Annotated in this window: 20 protein-coding genes; 12 read left to right on the top strand and 8 right to left on the bottom strand. The window is 55.6% G+C overall.

What is annotated here, in order from left to right; translation table 11 throughout:
- Positions 1 to 18: 18 nt before the first annotated feature.
- The gene (gene glgX, locus NIM72_RS20470) at positions 19 to 2094 is read left to right on the top strand and encodes a glycogen debranching protein GlgX (RefSeq protein WP_161732524.1); all 2076 of its coding nucleotides are present in this window, start codon (positions 19 to 21) and stop codon (positions 2092 to 2094) included.
- Between the two features lie 126 nt (positions 2095 to 2220).
- Positions 2221 to 2985 carry an SDR family NAD(P)-dependent oxidoreductase gene (locus NIM72_RS20465; protein ID WP_150038030.1) on the top strand — a complete coding sequence of 255 codons (765 nt, stop codon included), beginning with the start codon at positions 2221 to 2223 and terminating at the stop codon, positions 2983 to 2985.
- Between the two features lie 98 nt (positions 2986 to 3083).
- On the opposite strand, the gene NIM72_RS20460 is transcribed toward NIM72_RS20465, so the two are convergent.
- Positions 3084 to 3359, bottom strand: coding sequence for a hypothetical protein (locus NIM72_RS20460; protein ID WP_033732518.1), 276 nt, complete (start codon positions 3357 to 3359; stop codon positions 3084 to 3086).
- A 543-nt stretch (positions 3360 to 3902) separates the two neighbouring features.
- Here NIM72_RS20460 and NIM72_RS20455 point away from each other — a divergent pair.
- Both NIM72_RS20455 and NIM72_RS20450 read left to right on the top strand, forming a co-directional pair.
- Positions 3903 to 4439: a TetR/AcrR family transcriptional regulator gene (locus NIM72_RS20455; protein WP_222924097.1), complete on the top strand. Its 537-nt coding sequence runs from the start codon at positions 3903 to 3905 to the stop codon at positions 4437 to 4439.
- Positions 4439 to 5587 carry an MFS transporter gene (locus NIM72_RS20450; protein ID WP_253421757.1) on the top strand — a complete coding sequence of 383 codons (1149 nt, stop codon included), beginning with the start codon at positions 4439 to 4441 and terminating at the stop codon, positions 5585 to 5587. The genes NIM72_RS20455 and NIM72_RS20450 overlap by 1 nt, the downstream gene beginning before the upstream one ends.
- A 144-nt stretch (positions 5588 to 5731) precedes the next feature.
- On the opposite strand, the gene NIM72_RS20445 is transcribed toward NIM72_RS20450, so the two are convergent.
- Complete coding sequence (locus NIM72_RS20445; protein ID WP_237566675.1) at positions 5732 to 6028, bottom strand: hypothetical protein; 297 nt, start codon at positions 6026 to 6028, stop codon at positions 5732 to 5734.
- 224 nt (positions 6029 to 6252) lie between these two features.
- Between NIM72_RS20445 and NIM72_RS20440 the strand changes: the two genes are divergently transcribed.
- The 3 genes from NIM72_RS20440 to NIM72_RS20430 all read left to right on the top strand — a co-directional run bounded on the left by NIM72_RS20440 (position 6253) and on the right by NIM72_RS20430 (position 8551).
- The gene (locus tag NIM72_RS20440; RefSeq protein WP_161732561.1) at positions 6253 to 6774 is read left to right on the top strand and encodes a GNAT family N-acetyltransferase; all 522 of its coding nucleotides are present in this window, start codon (positions 6253 to 6255) and stop codon (positions 6772 to 6774) included.
- A 104-nt stretch (positions 6775 to 6878) separates the two neighbouring features.
- Entirely contained in the window at positions 6879 to 8090 is a 1212-nt protein-coding gene (locus NIM72_RS20435) for a diguanylate phosphodiesterase (protein ID WP_222924099.1), read from the top strand.
- 227 nt (positions 8091 to 8317) lie between these two features.
- Entirely contained in the window at positions 8318 to 8551 is a 234-nt protein-coding gene (locus NIM72_RS20430) for a DUF4060 family protein (protein ID WP_013357724.1), read from the top strand.
- Between the two features lie 47 nt (positions 8552 to 8598).
- On the opposite strand, the gene anmK is transcribed toward NIM72_RS20430, so the two are convergent.
- Positions 8599 to 9720, bottom strand: a complete 1122-nt coding sequence (anmK, locus tag NIM72_RS20425) for an anhydro-N-acetylmuramic acid kinase (RefSeq protein ID WP_253422159.1) — start codon at positions 9718 to 9720, stop codon at positions 8599 to 8601.
- A gap of 282 nt (positions 9721 to 10002) precedes the next feature.
- Here anmK and slyB point away from each other — a divergent pair, with 282 nt between their 5' ends.
- On the top strand, positions 10003 to 10470 hold the full coding sequence (gene slyB / locus NIM72_RS20420) for an outer membrane lipoprotein SlyB (RefSeq protein WP_161732532.1): 468 nt from the start codon (positions 10003 to 10005) through the stop codon (positions 10468 to 10470).
- 40 nt (positions 10471 to 10510) lie between these two features.
- On the opposite strand, the gene slyA is transcribed toward slyB, so the two are convergent.
- Positions 10511 to 10948, bottom strand: a complete 438-nt coding sequence (slyA, locus tag NIM72_RS20415) for a transcriptional regulator SlyA (protein WP_010245551.1) — start codon at positions 10946 to 10948, stop codon at positions 10511 to 10513.
- Between the two features lie 150 nt (positions 10949 to 11098).
- Here slyA and NIM72_RS20410 point away from each other — a divergent pair, with 150 nt between their 5' ends.
- Genes NIM72_RS20410 through NIM72_RS20400 form a run of 3 tightly spaced genes read left to right on the top strand, consistent with a single transcriptional unit; the run spans position 11099 to position 14195 of the window.
- Positions 11099 to 11335, top strand: coding sequence for a DUF1656 domain-containing protein (locus NIM72_RS20410; protein ID WP_013357721.1), 237 nt, complete (start codon positions 11099 to 11101; stop codon positions 11333 to 11335).
- 5 nt (positions 11336 to 11340) lie between these two features.
- On the top strand, positions 11341 to 12198 hold the full coding sequence (locus tag NIM72_RS20405) for an HlyD family secretion protein (protein ID WP_222924100.1): 858 nt from the start codon (positions 11341 to 11343) through the stop codon (positions 12196 to 12198).
- Complete coding sequence (locus NIM72_RS20400) at positions 12195 to 14195, top strand: FUSC family protein (RefSeq protein ID WP_161732536.1); 2001 nt, start codon at positions 12195 to 12197, stop codon at positions 14193 to 14195. Before NIM72_RS20405 ends, NIM72_RS20400 begins: the two co-directional genes overlap by 4 nt.
- On the opposite strand, the gene NIM72_RS20395 is transcribed toward NIM72_RS20400, so the two are convergent.
- The 4 genes from NIM72_RS20395 to NIM72_RS20380 all read right to left on the bottom strand — a co-directional run bounded on the left by NIM72_RS20395 (position 14196) and on the right by NIM72_RS20380 (position 16601).
- Positions 14196 to 14663: a hypothetical protein gene (locus NIM72_RS20395; protein WP_161732538.1), complete on the bottom strand. Its 468-nt coding sequence runs from the start codon at positions 14661 to 14663 to the stop codon at positions 14196 to 14198. It lies immediately after the preceding gene.
- Between the two features lie 130 nt (positions 14664 to 14793).
- Positions 14794 to 15312, bottom strand: a complete 519-nt coding sequence (sodC, locus tag NIM72_RS20390; RefSeq protein ID WP_161732540.1) for a superoxide dismutase family protein — start codon at positions 15310 to 15312, stop codon at positions 14794 to 14796.
- Positions 15313 to 15396: 84 nt separating this feature from the next.
- The gene (locus NIM72_RS20385) at positions 15397 to 16293 is read right to left on the bottom strand and encodes an aldo/keto reductase family oxidoreductase (RefSeq protein WP_161732542.1); all 897 of its coding nucleotides are present in this window, start codon (positions 16291 to 16293) and stop codon (positions 15397 to 15399) included.
- Positions 16294 to 16361: 68 nt separating this feature from the next.
- Complete coding sequence (locus tag NIM72_RS20380) at positions 16362 to 16601, bottom strand: DUF1289 domain-containing protein (protein WP_107320176.1); 240 nt, start codon at positions 16599 to 16601, stop codon at positions 16362 to 16364.
- 174 nt (positions 16602 to 16775) lie between these two features.
- Between NIM72_RS20380 and NIM72_RS20375 the strand changes: the two genes are divergently transcribed.
- The gene (locus tag NIM72_RS20375) at positions 16776 to 17372 is read left to right on the top strand and encodes a TetR/AcrR family transcriptional regulator (protein WP_222924102.1); all 597 of its coding nucleotides are present in this window, start codon (positions 16776 to 16778) and stop codon (positions 17370 to 17372) included.
- Positions 17373 to 17402: the final 30 nt, after the last annotated feature.

Raw genomic sequence — 17402 nt, 5'->3', positions numbered from 1 at the left:
TTGAATAACGAGGCATAAATGTCAAACAGTCAGCGTTTTGAAATTACGGCGGGTTACAGCCATTTGCTGGGGGCCAATTTTGATGGCCAGGGCGTGAACTTCGCCCTGTTCAGCGCCCACGCCGAGCGGGTTGAACTCTGTCTGTACGATCCCAGCGGCAAAACGGAAATTGCCCGGCTGGAGCTACCGGAATATACCCATGAAGTGTGGCACGGCTACATTCCAGGTCTGAAGCCCGGCGCGCTCTATGGCTATCGCGTCTATGGCCCTTATGACCCGGAAAATGGTCACCGCTTTAACCCGAACAAGTTGCTGCTCGACCCGTACGCCCGTGAACTGGCGGGCGACATCGCCTGGAACGAGGCGCACTTCGCGTACGATCTCTACCATGACGATAAAGATCTGACGTTCGACACCCGCGACAGCGCGCCGTTTACGCCAAAGTGCCGGGTGATCGACCCTGATGAATTCGACTGGCAGGATAAAAACCGCCCGAATGTGCCGTGGCCGAAAACCGTCATCTATGAAACCCACGTGAAAGGCTTTACGCAACTCAACACCGCACTGCCACCTGAAATGCGCGGCACCTTTGACGGCATGAGCCACAAATCGACCGTTGACTATATCAAAAGCTTAGGCATTACCTCGGTCGAACTGCTGCCGGTGCACTGGTTCCCGGACGATCAGCACCTGCTGGATAAGGGGCTGAAAAACTTCTGGGGCTACAACACGCTGGGCTTCTTTGCGCCCGCGACCCGCTACTTCGGGCCGCGCGGCATTCAGGGCTTCCGTGACATGGTGCGTGCCTTCCATGATGCCGGTATTGAGGTCATCCTCGACGTGGTCTACAACCACACCGCCGAGGGCAATGAACTGGGGCCGACGCTATCATTTAAAGGCATCGATAACTTCTCCTATTATCGTACGATGCCCGACCAGCATCGTTACTACATCAACGACACCGGCACCGGCAACACCGTGAACACCTCGCATCCGCGTGTGCTGCAGATGGTGCTCGATTCACTGCGCTACTGGTCTGAGTCGATGCATATCGACGGTTTCCGTTTCGACCTCGGTACGATTCTGGGGCGCGAACCGGATGGCTTTGACCCGCGCGGCGGCTTCTTCGATGCCATCATGCAGGACCCGATCCTGTCGCAGAAAAAGCTGATTGGTGAACCCTGGGATATCGGTCCGGGCGGCTATCAGGTGGGCAGCTTCCCGCCAGGCTGGGCAGAATGGAACGATCAGTATCGCGATACGGTGCGTGACTACTGGAAAGGCAACAACGTCTCCACAGACTTTGCTGCCCGCCTGCTGGGTTCCGGCGATCTCTACGATCAGCATGGTCGGCGTCCATGGGCCAGCGTCAACTTTATCACCGCGCACGACGGCTTCACGCTAAACGATCTGGTGTCGTACAACGACAAACATAACGATGAGAATGGTGAAGACAACAACGATGGCCACAACGACAACCGCTCTTACAACTATGGCGTTGAAGGCCCGACCGATGACGAAGGCATTAACGCGGTGCGCGAGCGACAGAAACGCAACTTCCTCGCCACGCTGATCTTCTCCCACGGCACGCCGATGCTGCTGGCAGGCGACGAGTTTGGCCGCAGCCAGATGGGCAACAACAACGGCTACTGCCAGGACAGCGAAATCTCCTGGGTACACTGGGATAACCTGCCGGAATCTGCCGAGGCGCTGCGCGAGTTCACCCGTCAGATCCTGACATTGCGTGCTCAGCAACCGTTGCTGCGCCGTGAAAACTGGCGCGACGGCATGGATATCAAGTGGTTTAACGCCGGTGGCGGCTTCCAGCAGAGTGAGCAGTGGGATGAAGGCTCAACGCTGGGCGTCTATATCGGCCGGCCGGATCTGCAGACCGAGGAAGGCATCTGGCATGACGTCCTGATGCTGCTTAATCCGTTCGAAGGCAATGTGCCCTTCCGCATTCCACAGTTTGGCGAAGGCGGCTGGGTGCTGGAGCTGACCACCAGCGACGTGACAAAGCGGGGACTGGTGATCACCAAAGAGAAGGATTTCGAGCTGGAAGGACGCAGCTTTGCCCTGTTCAGACGTCCCTAGTCACTGAACAGGTTAAAAATCAGGCATCAGGCGCAGCGCATTTCGCGCTGCGCTTGTTTTTTTGCAGATCGTTGCCAGGCTTAACCGGTTGTTAACAGTAAGAATTGATGCTGATAAGGAGGCATAATGTCCAGATTTACACAGAAGGTTGTGGTTGTGACAGGTGCCGGATCCGGCATTGGCGAAGCCAGCGCAAAGCGCTTTGCTGAAGAAGGGGCATCCGTGGTGCTGGTAGGACGCACCCGACAGAAACTGGAAGAGACGCTGGCCGAAATGACGGCGGGCGATCATCTGGTGGCTGCCTGCGACGTCTCAGAAGCCGAACAGGTTAAACAGCTGTCAGAAACGGTGCTGAAGAAGTATGGCCGTGTAGATGTGCTGGTAAATAATGCGGGCGTTATCGTTCAGGGTCGCATCCATGAAGTCGACCTCGACGCATGGAAAACCCTGATGAAAACTGACCTCGACGGCGTTTTCCATGGTGTTCACTACTTCATGCCAGCGCTGCTGAAGAGCAAAGGTAACGTCGTCAACATTTCCTCCGTTTCCGGCTTAGGCGGCGACTGGGGTATGAGCATCTACAACGCAGCTAAAGGGGCGATTACCAACTTCACCCGTGCGCTGGCGATGGATTACGGTGCGGATGGCGTGCGGGTCAATGCTATCTGTCCCGGATTCACCTTTACCGATCTCACCGAAGATGCCAAACAGGATCAGGAACTGCTGGAGCGTTTTTACGATCGTATTCCGCTGCGCCGTGCCGGTGAAGCGGATGATATTGCTCGTGCGATTCTCTTTATTGCCAGCGATGAAGCCAGTTATATTACCGGCGTCAATCTGCCGGTTGATGGCGGAATTACCGCCTCAAATGGCCAGCCTAAGCAGGCATAAGTATCAGGGCAGCGTATTACGCTGCCTTTTTTATTCTGAACGCCCCGCCCTGTTAATTCCTTTTATTCTCTTTTACTGCTGCCATTTAATTTCAGCAATCAATGTTTTGGCGTGTGGCGGGTTGGCGTTGCCGCCCGGGCCGGTTTAATTGCCGTGCTGGTTGTGGTCGGGCAAATAAAGGTGCTCAGACAGGCATTACACAATATGGCATTAGCGTGATGGACTTTCGCCACCGCCAGCGCCTGCTGTCGGGTATAAAGCGAACCAATAAAAACGCGTTTATCGTTCTTTGACAGATTTACGCAACCTTCTTTGTGTAAAATCCATCCACCCATGGGACGCGGGCACAGATAATAATAGCTGGCTTTGAGCATGGTAGTCATCCTGATAGTTGCTGTATGTATCGTAAAAAACGAACCAAAATTCGTAAGAGTTTTTATTTGTAATCTGAAGCTTTATTAAACTAACTGAGAATTATCCCTAAAACCACTTTATTGCGTCACTCAAACCGACTTTGAGAATATGCCCTTTTCAGCCACGATTATCGCTTCAGTCATTCAGCGCGCTTAAACTTCCCGCCCCGCTTTACAGCCCCGCTTTCATTTAGGGTTCTAATGCATCAATAAAAAACCAGTAACCCTAATAATCGTTATAAAACAGTCATTTATTTGAAATTTCACTATAGCCAGCCTGATATGTCACGGCCGTTATGATTAGAGCCACAACAAACGATATTACTCGCCGCAGGGGTACTTATGAGTATTGATAAACTGAGGCTGAAAAAGTGTGAAAGCGGCAGAGCGCCTCTCTTTTAGCGAAGCGCTGATACAGGCAGAGTCAGGGGTTTATCAATACCGGCGGGAGTAATTAACCGTAACTGGCTTGAAAAAGTAAAACGATCGGTTTACTTTTAAGGAATGAAAAAGAGAGACGATATTCTTCAGGCCGCCGAGCGGCTCTTCTATACCCATGGCTTCCACGCCACCAGTACCGATCAACTCTGTCGCGAAGCGGGCGTCTCAACACGCACGCTTTATCATCATTTCGCCTCTCGCGAAGCACTTACCGCCGCGGTGCTTGACGCCCGCGAGCAGCGCTTTATGGCGGAACTGTTGCCAGCGCAACAGCCTGAGGCAATCGCGCATCTGTTTGCAGTGCTGAATGAGTGGACGGTAGTAAACGGCGCGCGTGGCTGCTTCTTTCTGAAAGCCTGGGGAGAGTATGCCGAGCGGGATAGTGAGCTGGCATCGCAGGCACTGACCTTTCGCGCCACGATGCGTGCTTACATTACGCAATGCGTGACGCATCTGCGCGGCGGCGTTAATCAGCAGCTGAGTGATGCCATCTGGATACTCTTTGAGGGGGCGATTACCACAGCGCTGATTACCGGTCCTGACGCTGTGCGGCAGGCGGAACAGGTCGCCAGCCAGTTATTGCAGAGTGGTGCGGTCTGATGAGGTCACCCGCCACGCTGGCGCTGACAGGCTTTAGCCTGATTGCTGTGACTTACGGCATGGCGCGCTTCTCGTGGGGGTTAATGCTGCCTTCGATTTCAGCAGATATTCCGTTCAGCCCGCAGCAGGCGGGATTATTGTCAGCCTGCAGCTTTGTGGCCTACTGCCTCACTATTCTCACCGCAGCCGCACTGGCAGACCGCTATGGTGCCCGACAGACCGCGCTGCTGGCGGCCCTGAGTGCAGCATCAGGGCTGCTGCTGCTCGCCTGTGCCTCCTCACCACTACTGCTGGCGACAGGACTGTTTGTTGCAGGATTGAGTTCAGGGCTGGCATCGCCCGCTCTGGCCGCGGCAGTCAGTAACCGGATTGCGGTTGCCGATCAGCCGCGCATCAATACCCTGATCAACGCTGGCACCAGCGCAGGTATCATTCTGACCGTGGTGATCCTGAGCGTGCTGCCTGGCGGATGGTGGGCCGCCTGCCTGCTGTTCGCCCTGCTGTCACTGGCCTGTCTGCTGCCGGTGATGCGCGTGCTGTCGGTTCATGGGGCTGGTCGCGCCGCCCGCGTCACCCGCTGGTACCAGCGTCTTTACCGTCGCGCGATGCGGCGGCTGATGGGCATAGCGTTGATGTCGGGTCTTGTCAGTGCGGCCTGGTGGAGCTTTGGGTCGGCGCTGCTGCGCCAGCATGTCGGCGTTGATGCAGAGACCGCCCGTTTACTCTGGCTGGTTGCCGGAGGTGCAGGCATTGTGGGTGCCGCAACCGGCCCGGTCGCTGCCCGTATCGGGCTGAACGCGGTTTACCGGCTGTCATTGTGCGGAATGGCATTGCCACTGCTGGTTCTGGCCTTCAGTCACGGTGAATCTGCCGGTTTACTGATTGCGGTGGCCTGCTGCGGCGCAGGTTACGTCACGCTGTCGGGCGTGTTGCTGGTGTGGGGAGCACAGGCCACAGCTGAAGAGCCCGCGACAGGCGTCGGTATCCTTTTTTTTATGCTGGCAGCTGGTCAGGTCGCAGGATCGCTGCTGTTTGGTCAGCTTTACGCCGCGCTGGGTGCCATTACGGCATTAACGCTGTTTGCACTCAGTGCCCTGCTCCTGCTGTTTATTACACCGTCGCAGAATAGTAACGCATCAGATAAATAAGACGTTAATAATTAAAAGCAGCATAAAGCCGGGGAGTTAACTGGTTATATTATTTGCCAGACAGCGTAAAACAGAACTGTCCGGCTCATCAGGAATAACCATGTCACTTTATAATTAAACGGATAAAGGCAGCACCGACGCTTTTCAGATCGCGCGGATATTTTTAATTCGTGGATTGACCTTCTGCTGAAGCAAATCTTCATCGGGCCCCAGATAATATGGCACCGCACACTGCTTACCATCTTTGGTGAAAATAATCTGATTATCCTGCAGGAATAACGCTGTGAAATGGCCCAGCACGACCCCATTTAATTCGAAGCAGTGATTTCGTGCTGCACGCAGCCCCTGCTTACTATTCAGAAAATCAACAAATCGCATCACGCTGCGCCTCCCGTGAATTATTAACCCTATCGGAACGGCACAGATAATAGCCTTAACCACGGCATGAATCATCCGGCTAACGCTGTTTTCAGAATAGGCTTAACCGCCATTCAGTAGCGGGACTCAACCGGCAGGAATGAGTCTCTCTTTTTCGCCAGGAATAGTCCTGGAGGAAGCGCCCATAATAAAATTGCTAATGCGCACGAGAATTACATTGCGCGCTATGAGCGCCCGCTATACCGTTGTTTTCCAACAGGTGCAGACGATAAGGGCAAAACCCCATGATGGAAATTTTTGATGCAGATGAACGCCATATCCCGGCGATTCAGCAGATCTACGCCTGGCATGTCCTTAACGGCACCGGCTCATTTGAGACCGTGCCCCCTGACGCTGCAGAGATGGGCGAGCGAATGCGTAAGATTCAACAGGCGGGGCTGCCGTGGTTCATTGCTGTCAGCGACGGCGACGTACGTGGATTTTGCTATCTGGCACCTTATCGCCCGCGCTACGCCTACCGGCATACGCTGGAAGACTCGATTTATATCGATCCCGGCTTTCAGAAGCGTGGTGCCGGCTCACGTCTGTTAGAGCATGCCATTGCCTGGGCTGAGCAGGCAGGGTTTCGTCAGATGATCGCCAACGTGGGCGACAGCGAGAACCAGGGGTCGATTGCCGTGCATCAGGCAGCAGGTTTTGAGATGACAGGCATCCTGCGTTCGGTGGGTTTCAAACAGGGCCGCTGGCTGGATACCGTTTTCATGCAACGTTCTTTGGGAACCGGCGATACCACGCCGCCAGTTGATTAAAATAATAGCGTAAGAATAAGAAAGTCATACTGGCCCTCGTTTTCCCCAGGAGAAGCTTCTGGTAAAGTGCCTTAACAAAAAAATAAAAAAGTCGGGAAACCTTTATGTTGTCGACAATCATCTATCGCAGCCACCTCACTGAAAATGTGCAGCTCGAGACCCTGAATGATTTGGCGCGGAAAGCAAATAAAATCAACAAATCGTCCAATGTCACCGGAATTTTACTGTTCAATGGCACGCATTTTTTCCAGCTTCTGGAGGGTCCGGAGGCGGCAGTAAAGGCGGTCTATAGCCGGATTTGCCAGGATCCGCGCCACCATAATCTGGTCGAACTGCTGCGCGATTACGCCCCGGCGCGACGTTTTGGTCATGTTGGTATGGAGCTCTTCGATCTGCGGCTCCACGATCAGGAAACCGTGCTGGAGTCAGTGCTGGAAAAATGCACCACGAAATATCAGATGACCTATGCCGATCGCGCACTGCAGTTCCTGCGCACCTTTGTTGAAGCGCGCGAAAAAGAGAACTATTTCGAGATCCCTGCCGCCAGCGGCTGGACGTTTATTCGTAACGAGACAGAGCAGCGCGAAGGCGATGCGGCGCTGGTGGCTACGAATGAAGTCAGCTTTGCGTTTCAGCCTATTGTTGATCCCTTCGCCTGCGAGATCGTTTCGCTGGAAGCACTGCTGCGCGGTCCGCAGGGAGAATCGCCGCTCGACTATTTTGCCCGACTGACACGCGAAGAGCTTTATCAGGTCGATCTTCGGTCAAAAAAGATCGCCTTTGCTCAGGCGAAGAAGCTGGAGATTAAGGGGATGACCCTGTCGATTAATCTGTTGCCGATGACCCTGGTGGAAGTGCCCGACGCCGTCCCCTTTTTGCTGAATGAGATTGCGGCCCAGGGACTGGTGCCAGAGCAGGTCATGGTTGAGTTTACCGAGAATGAAATCATCTCGCAGCCGGAGGCATTTGAAGCCGCCATCAGGCAGCTGAAAGCAGCCGGCATCAGCCTGGCGCTGGATGATTTCGGTGCCGGTTTTGCCGGGCTGTCGCTGCTGACCCGCATTCAGCCCGACAAGATTAAGATCGACCGCGCCATCATCTCTGACGTGCATAAAAGTGGGCCCAAACAGGCAATCATTCATGCCATTCTGAAATGCTGCGCCTCACTGGAGATTGGCGTTATCGCCGAAGGCATAGAACAACCGGAAGAGTGGATGTGGCTTGAAGCCGCGGGCGTGACCCAGTTTCAGGGCTTCCTGTTCTCTAGGCCTGAACTGAATGGCGTTGCGGCCGTCGCCTGGCCGGAGCTGATTTAACCCCTGCGATTTGGATGAATTTACGCTTCCCTGCCTTGCTGGATCATCCGGCTGCTGCTAAATAATTAACAGCGTCGGAGGATCATCTTTCTGTCATCTTCCTGCGTCACAGTCAGTCATAACCCCCATCAGTGATTAAATGTTTAGCAGTCAGATGTTCAGTGTTAGGCCAGCGCTACGCGCCATTACGTGCGACGTGACTCCAGGGACAGCATTTGAGGAACTGAATGAAGCAAATCATCCGCGGTGATAAAGAACCCTCCCATATCCTGGCAGCGACCCGTGCGCTCGAAGCGCACTACGCCCGCTACGGAGAAGGTAATAAGTACCATCCCATCATCTATTCCATCGCCTACCGCAGCCGGTTTTATCAGGTTGAGGTGATTACCCGACGTGAAACCATGGTTGCCACGGTGATCACCGGGGTTCGTAATCTGACGCATCTCTCCGGCGCCGCCTGACGGCCGCCTGTAACATCAGGGGGCAGAACTTGCCCCCGTACTCCTGCTTAGCGTCGATAGAGAGCGTTAGCCGGATAGATTGCGCCAATTACGCTTTTCTCCCGTGCGCCTGTCACCGCAGGCAGATTGCCCGGCAGGCCGGAGAGCGTGCGAAATGCCAGCCAGGCAAACGCCAGCGCTTCCATGTCATCACCACTGATACCCGCCGCATCGGTGGTCGCCACTTCCGTTCCGGGAAGGTGCGCCGCCAGCCGCGCCATCAGCAGTGGATTGCGACTGCCGCCGCCGCACACCAGCAGACGATCGCAGCCATCATTGAGTAACACCTGCTGTGTGATGGTGATGGCGGTCAGCTCCACCAGCGTGGCCTGCACATCCTGCGGTGCCAGACCCGGGAAATAGCGCAGATGCTGCTCCAGCCAGCCCAGGTTGAAGTGTTCGCGCCCGGTACTCTTCGGCGGCGGCAACGCAAACCAGGGTTCACGTAACAGCGCCTCCAGCAGTGCCGGGATCACCGAGCCGCTGCGCGCCCACTGCGCATCTTTGTCATACGGCTGTCCCTGATTCCGCCAGATCCAGGCGTCCAGCAGCATATTGCCGGGACCGGTATCGAAGCCGCGTACCGCCTGTCCCGGGATCAGCAGCGAGAGATTGGCGATGCCACCAATATTCAGCACCATGCGGCGTTCCGTGGCATCCATCAGCAGCGCCTGATGAAAAGCGGGCACCAGCGGCGCGCCCTGCCCGCCCAGCGCCATATCACGACGGCGGAAATCGCCCACCACGGTGACGCCGGTTGCCGCGACAATCTGGTTATTGTCACCAATCTGCAGCGTATTCGGCGCGTCACTCTGGGGCTCATGCCAGACGGTCTGACCATGACAGCCAATCGCCGTGATATCGCTGGCATCCAGCGACTCGCGCTTCATTAATGTCACCACGGCTTCTGCAAACAGCTGGCCGAGGCGGGTATCAAGCTGACCGAGCTGTGACAGCGTCAGGGATTGTCCCTGGCAAATCCCCAGAATGGCCTGACGCAGTGCAGATGGCATCGGATGGCAGTAACTCGCCTGCTGCGCCACCATATTCCCATCAATGGCGGCCAGCACCACATCCACGCCATCCAGGCTGGTGCCTGACATTACCCCGATAAAGCGTCCTGATTTCATAACCATTCCTTACTTCCGGCGGGAAGTGCGATTCATCTGCGGCTAGCCTGACAAATAATGATCGCTAATTCTATGATTAAATTCTTTTTATCCGATCGTGCTAACCAGTTACGTTACGGGACTATTTTTAAACGACGATTGAATTATTGTTGATCTTACATAGTCTATGCTTCGTCCAACCGTGTTTTATTCGGACAGGGATTAATTTGCCAGTTTTGTGTCTTATACTGTGTGCAGGATACAGCGATAAACGTGGCGCCTTCTCGACTAAAGGAGTTTCAAATGATTAAGCGTGTAATTGTGGTCGCTCTGGCCGGTGCGATGCTGGCAGGTTGTAGCAATACCAGTACGCTGTCGGGTGATACCTACAGTGCCAGTGAAGCGAAGCAGGTGCAGAGCGTGTCGTACGGTACTCTGGTCTCTGTGCGTCCGGTGAAAATCCAGGGCGGTGATGAGAGCAACGTCATCGGTGCAATCGGTGGTGCGGTACTGGGTGGCTTCCTGGGTAACACCATTGGTGGCGGTACCGGACGTAGCCTGGCGACAGCCGGTGGTGCGGTGCTGGGCGGCGTAGCAGGCCAGGGCGTACAGGGCGCAGTCAATAAAGCCGATGGCGTTGAGCTGGAAATCCGCAAGGATGATGGCAACACCATCATGGTGGTTCAGAAGCAGGCTGCCTCACGTTACTCCGTTGGCCAGCGTGTAGCGATGGCGTCCAACGGCAGCCAGGTGACGGTTTCACCTCGCTAAGGCTGCAAAACAAAAAACCGACGCGCAGGCGTCGGTTTTTTTATTTCTCTTTGTGCTGAAGTTCGAGAATGTTTTTCTCAAGCCGGGCGATCAGCGTCACCATCTGACTGATCTCTTCCCGACTGATGCCGGACAGAATGTCATCCCGCGTCTCATCAATCACACTCTCAACCTGTTCGATAATCGGCTCAGCCTGCTGCGTGAGCTTAATGCGCTTGGCACGACGATCGTTGGCGCAGGTCGACCGGGTAATCAGTCCTTTCTCTTCCAGCTGATCCAGCGTCCGCACCAGAGAAGGCTGTTCAATACCAATCGCCTTGGCTAACTGAATCTGCGACTGTTCGGGCGGCAGTTGATGAATATTATGCAACGTCACCCAGTGAGTCTGAGTCAGCTCAAGCGGCTTGAGCCGCTGATCAATCAACGCGCGCCAGATGCGCACCAGGCGAGATAAATCCGTTCCGAGGGGCGTATCCATTTCATCTCCTTATAATTAGCTTGCTAGCTATCAAGCCAGATTTTACACTATTCTGCGAGTTTACAGGACAAATTACAAATCCCGGACCAGGCTACGATTACGCGGCAGCGCGTTCAGTCTGCCGTTTGGGTTAACGAAGGATGTTATCACGTGCTCACTCCTGCTTTTTCAGGTGCGAAACCGCTAACCGATCTGGTCGTGGGCGCCTCGCTTTTTTTCCCGCCGATATTTAAAGCGGTACTGCTCGGCTTCTTTTTCTGGCTGCTGATTCACCCGCTGGTGCGCGGCTGGATCTACTCCGGCGATGTCTGGCATCCCACCCTGTTTGATCTCTCTCTGTTTGTGCTGTGCGTTACCGCCGCACTCTGGCTCATCGGTCACGGATAATCGATATGAAATTTAACGCGGTAAAATATTTCTCAACGCTGATTGTGTTTGCGCTGGCGCTGCTGGCTGCTGGCTGGCTGTGGAACTACTACATGCAGTCGCCCTGGACGCGTGACGGGAAAGTACGGGCGGAGCTGGTGGATATCACGCCCCAGGTGTCGGGCCGGATTACGCAACTAAAAGTCAAAGACAATCAGTTCGTGCATCAGGGCCAGCTGCTGTTAACGCTGGACCCGGTGCCATGGCAGATTGCGCTCGACAACGCTGCCGCTCAGCTCAGCAAAGCGCAGGCGGACCTGGCGAAAGCGCAGCACGAATATCACCGGCGCAGCAGCCTGCCGCGCAACATCATCTCCGCCGAGGATCTTGATGCGGCACGCTTAAGCGCGGAAGCCGCCGCCGCCAGTGCCAAAGCCGCGCAGGCGGAGCTGGAGCGGGCGCGCTGGAATCTGCAGCAAACGACGCTTACTGCACCGACTGATGGCTGGATCACGAATCTGACACTTCGTCCCGGCAACTATGCGACAGCGGGATCGCCCCTGTTTGCGCTGGTCGACAGCCACTCTTACTACGTCTTAGGCTATTTCGAAGAGACCAAGCTGCGCCATATTCACACAGGCGCGGCGGCGCAGGTGGTGCTTTACAGTAATGGCATGCAGCTGCAGGGCCAGGTGGACAGCATTGGCCGCGCTATCTATGACCAGAGCATTGAGACTGACAGCGGCCTGGTGCCCGATATCAAACCCAATGTGCCCTGGGTACGGCTGGCGCAGCGGGTGCCGGTGCGCATTCGTCTCGATACGCTACCGGTTGATGCCAATCTGGTGGCAGGCACCAGCTGCACCATCACCATCCAGCCATGAATGTTCAGTGGCTGGCCTGGGATCAACTGCCCTGGATTAAGGCGAATGCCGGTCAGTGGCGCTATGCGTTGCGGAATGCTATCGCGATGTGTCTGGCGCTGAGCATCGCCTATGGCCTGGATCTTGATGAACCTTACTGGGCAATGACCTCTGCTGCGGTAATCAGCTTTCCTACCGTTGGCGGCGCAATCAGTAAAAGTCTTGGCCGCATCGTTGGCAGTCTGCTTGGGGCGAGCGCCGCGCTGCTGATTGCCGGACATACCCTGAATGAACCCTGGCTGTTTACCTTTGCGATTGCCGGCTGGCTGGCGTTGTGCACTGGCATTGCAAACCACTACCAGAACAACGTTGCCTACGCCTTTTCGCTGGCGGGCTACACCGCCGCTATTATCGCCTTCAGCAGCGTCAATATCACTGATATCACCTCACTGTGGACGATCGCCCAGGCACGCGTTTGTGAGGTGATCTCCGGTATTCTTTGCGCTGGATTGATGATGATGGTGCTGCCGAGCACCTCCGATGGCGAAACGCTGATTACCTCCCTGAAACAGATGCATGCGCGATTGCTGGAACATGCGGTGTTACTGCTGCAGCCCTCGACCAGCGACACCATTCGCACCGCACATGAAAACGTCATCAGCCAGATCCTGACCATGAACCTGCTGCGGATTCAGGCGTTCTGGAGCCACTACCGCTTTCGCCGACAGAACAACGTCCTGAACTATGTGCTGCACCAGCAGTTGCGACTCACCAGCGTGCTCTCCAGCCTGCGCCGCATGTTGCTGAACTGGCCCGACGCGCCAGAGGCGCTGTTTGAGGCGCTGCAGCAACTGCTGGCGGAGCTGGCGAAACCGGCGTGTGATAAATATCGTCTGGCGCAAATCCTGCGTAGCGTGACGCCTGCGGCAGAGGGGGACTACCGGCAGCGCGCCTTTTGTCAGCGGCTGCGCTACTTCTGCTGGATGTACCTCAACGTGCTGCGCTGGATCCGCCTGCTGGATCGCGCCGATGCCGATACCCGCTTTCAGCCGCCGCCGGTTCCGGCGCTGGCGCGTGACAGTGACAGTGCCGAAGCGGGCTGGAGCGCCCTGCGCACCTTCTGTGCGATTGTACTGGGCTGCGCCTTCTGGATTAATACGCAATGGTCTTCCGGGGCCTCGGCGCTCACTCTGACCGCCATTGCCTGCGTGCTCTATGCCTCTGCCCCTTCACCCGGCGGCAGCGTCACGCTGCTGCTGAAAACGCTGCTGTGGCTGTTTGCATTTAGTTTTGTGATGAAGTTTGGCCTGATGGTGCAGATCGGTCAGCTATGGCCGTTTTTACTGTTTCTGTTTCCGCTGCTGGTGACGCTGCAACTCTTCAAACTGCAGCAGAAACAGCGCGCCGGGATGTGGGGACAGTTCATCGTCTTTATGGGCTCGTTTATCGCGGTGACTAATCCGCCCACCTGGGATTATCAGGACTTTTTTAACGATAACATCGCCAAAGTCTGCGGAGTGCTGCTCGCCTGGCTGGCGTTTCAGATTTTGCGGCCCAGCTCCGATGCGCGACGCAGCCGGCGGCATATCCGGGCGCTGCGGCTGGCATTTCTCGATCAACTGCGGCAACGGCCACGGCTCAGCGAGAGCCGCTTTGAATCGCAGATTTACCATCGCATCAGCCAGCTCAGTCACAGCCGGGATGAGCAGGCGCGTGTCTGGTTACTGCGCTGGGGAGTGGTGCTGCTTAACTGCTCGCATATCGTCTGGCAGCTGCGTGAATGGCGCGCCGGTTCGGCAACGCTGATGGCGTTTCGCGATAACAGCCTGCAGAATTTGCAGCAGATTATTAGCAGCCGCGGCGTACGGCACATTTCGCTGGATCAGATGCTGACGGAACTGGAAGCGACGATTACCGCGTTACTGGCCCTGAAAAACAACGAGGCCAGCGAACTGGCGGGGATTATCTGGCGGTTACGCTGTTCACTGGCACAGCTGAAGCAGGCTGTGCCGGAGTGATTACTGGCAATACTGCTGCTGTTGCCGGTTAAAATCATCCTGCAGCTGTTGCAGCGTTTTATGGCCCTCAAAACGGGTTTTATCCATCTCGGTCATCGGTTCAATCACCAGCGCTTTCTCATCAGGTGAAAAGATAAAACGGCGTGTCAGTTCAGTGCCGGTGAAACTCTGACCATGAATGCCACCGCACACCATAGTCATGGTGCGGCGATAGATCGTGGTGTCAGTAAAATTGGTTTCAGTTGCGCTGCGAAAGACCTGATCGCATCCCTGCGCTTCCAGCTTGCGCACCATGTGGCGGCTGAGCCATTCACGACCTTTAGCAATCTTTTCACAGGTGACACGCATCGGACTGGTATCGATGGTGCGCTGAAGCTCCCGTCCGGTTTCAGTGACCAGTTGCGTATCATTGGGTTTATCGCATCCCACCAGCAGCAGACACAGCAGTAATGCGCCCTTGAATTTCATTTTCCTGCTCCTTTCCCCATCACGCTTTCTTACCTGAATCAATATCATAGGGGGGAAATGTCAGGGATGGTATAACAATTCATAAACAGGCGGGATAAAAAAGGGCGGCTATCGCCTGCCGCCCGGAAATTCAGATAACGCCGCAGGCATAACGCGCTCCGCCGCCGCCCAGCGGGGCAGGATGATCGGCATGATTATCCCCGCCAGCATGCACCATCAGCGCTTTACCCTTGATCTCTTTCAACGACTTCAGCCGTGGTGCCAGCACCGGATAGGAGGCGTTGCCTTTCTCATCGACATAAATCGCGGGCAGGTCGCCCAGATGCCCTTCAGCATAGGGCCCCAGATGTTTGCCGCTGTTAGCCGGATCAAGGTGACCGCCTGCCGCACCGGCAGCGACCACTTTGCCTTCAGATTCGCCTGGCTCACAGCTGCCTTTAGCATGGACATGAAAACCGTGAATGCCCGGCTTCAGTCCCTGCAGTTCCGGCGTAAACTGCAGACCATACTGGGTCTCGTCAATCTTAACGGTGCCCAGCGATTTTCCTGTTCCTTCAGCGGTAACCTGATGGATTGTAACCTGCTCGCTGGCAGCCTGTGCTGAGCCGCAGGCGATTAGGGCAAAAAGCGCAACTGCTTTCATTTTCATGGTGACTCCATTTGTATCCCAGGGTTTGAGATAAGTCTGGCCGCTGTTGCACTATTTTGCCGAAGATTGACGCAGTTTTACGCTTCAGGGCACATCAAATCCCAGCGCCGCTTTTCGAATACGGAACCACTGCTGCCGGGACAGGGACAAATTCAGTGACCCGGCGGCTTCGCTGACCCGCGCCGCTTTGCCTGAACCAATGATGGGCAGCGGTTGCGACGGCAGCATCAGTATCCAGGCATAAACCACCTGTTCCAGACTGGTCGCACCGGTTTCCTGCCGCACCACCTCCAGTTCATTACGCAGTGGCTGGAAGTGAGGATCGTTAAACAGGCGTCCGCCGCCGAGACAGGACCAGGCCATCGGACGAATGCGCAGTTGCTGGCACTGATCCAGCGAGCCATCCAGCAGCACGCTTTGCTGGACGGGTGAAATCTCCAGCTGATTCGTGACCAGCGAGAACGGCAAACGGGATTGCAGCAGTGAAAACTGGGATGGCGTGAAATTCGAGACGCCAAAATGCAGCACTTTGCCGCTTTGATGAAGTGCCATAAAGGCTTCGGCCACTTCATCGGCCGACATCAGCGGATCGGGGCGATGGATCAGCAGCAGGTCGAGACGATCGGTATGGAAATGACGCAGTGAGTTTTCAGCACTCTGCAGGATATGATTTTTGTCGGTAATGTAGTGCCCAATCTGATGTTCAGGCCGGGCGCGGGTAGCGATGCCGCACTTGGTCACAATCTGAAGCTGATCGCGCAGTCCGGAAGCCAGCTTCAGCGCCTCACCAAAAGCCGCCTCACATTGGTAGTCGCCGTAAATGTCCGCATGATCAACGGTAGTAATGCCGAGCCTCAGATGGTGCTCAATAAACGCAACCCGCTCCTGCGGCGACATGCCCCACTCCATCAGACGCCAGTACCCCATAACCAGCGGTGAAAAATCGGGGCCCTGTAAAGCGATGGCCTGCGGTTCTAACATGGCGTTCTCCCTGTTGCGCGTTGGCTGTAATTAATGTGTCAGAGAGTATAACGGAAAGCGGAAAGTCGTCAGAATAACTCCGGCTGTTGTGGCTCAGGTGGCTCCTCACCTTTCTGCTGCCGCTGCAGGCGCAGACGACGCTGCTGACAGAGACGAATGACCTCCCGCTTTTGCGCATCGCTGAAGCGCAGCCAGTTGAACCGCTCATCGCGGCTGCGTAAACATCCCAGGCAGTAGCCGCGCGCATCCGTCTGGCAGATGCCGCGACAGGGGCTGGGAACCGGGAAAAACTCAAGCTGCTCGGCCACCATGACTCCGGATTCACAGAATAAACAGTCCAGTAAAAAGCGTAGCCTGGTTGCGCAGGAATTAAGCCATGCCCCGTCAGAATTATCCTTTTCTTTAGCGGGTGCATGAACACTCTGTGCCAAATGCCCGGTGCCGCGTTGCATTAGACCAACCGGTCTACTACTCTCTCTGCCATGAATAAGACGCTACAACGCAATGAAACCCGCGAACACCTGCTCCAGACAGGTGAACAGCTCTGTCTGCAACGCGGCTTTACCGGAATGGGCCTTAGTGAACTGCTGACTCAGGCAGCGGTGCCGAAAGGGTCCTTCTACTATTACTTCCGATCTAAAGAAGCGTTTGGTGTGGCGTTACTGGAACGCTACTTTGTGCGTTACCTGCAGGATGTGGAGTTACAGCTCAACCAGACAGACGGCACGCCGCGTGAACGTCTGCTTAACCATTTTCGTGCTGCCGTTGAGCTGTTTGTGCAGCAGGGTCACATCGTTGGTTGTCTGGGCGTGAAAGTTTCTGCTGAGGTGTGCGATCTCTCTGAGCCGATGCGTGATGCACTGCAGCAGGGTGCAGCAAAGATTACCGCGCTTTATGCCCGGACGCTGATTGCCGCAGAGCAGCAGGAGTCGCTGAGCCTGCCGCAGCCCCCCGCGCAGATGGCTGAGTTGCTGTCGCTGCTGTGGCTGGGCGCCAGCCTGCAGAGCAAAATTTCCCGCGAGGCGCAGCCACTGCGTCTGGCACTGAGTACCATCGAGCAGTGGCTTAAAAGCCACTGATTTTTAAAAAACGTGTTTGTAGACGACTGG

This window comes from Pantoea sp. B550, assembly GCF_024158165.1.
GTDB lineage: Bacteria > Pseudomonadota > Gammaproteobacteria > Enterobacterales > Enterobacteriaceae > Pantoea > Pantoea alfalfae.
The sequence above is the reverse complement of the archived record's forward strand: the minus strand, read 5'-3'. Positions and strand labels throughout refer to the sequence as shown.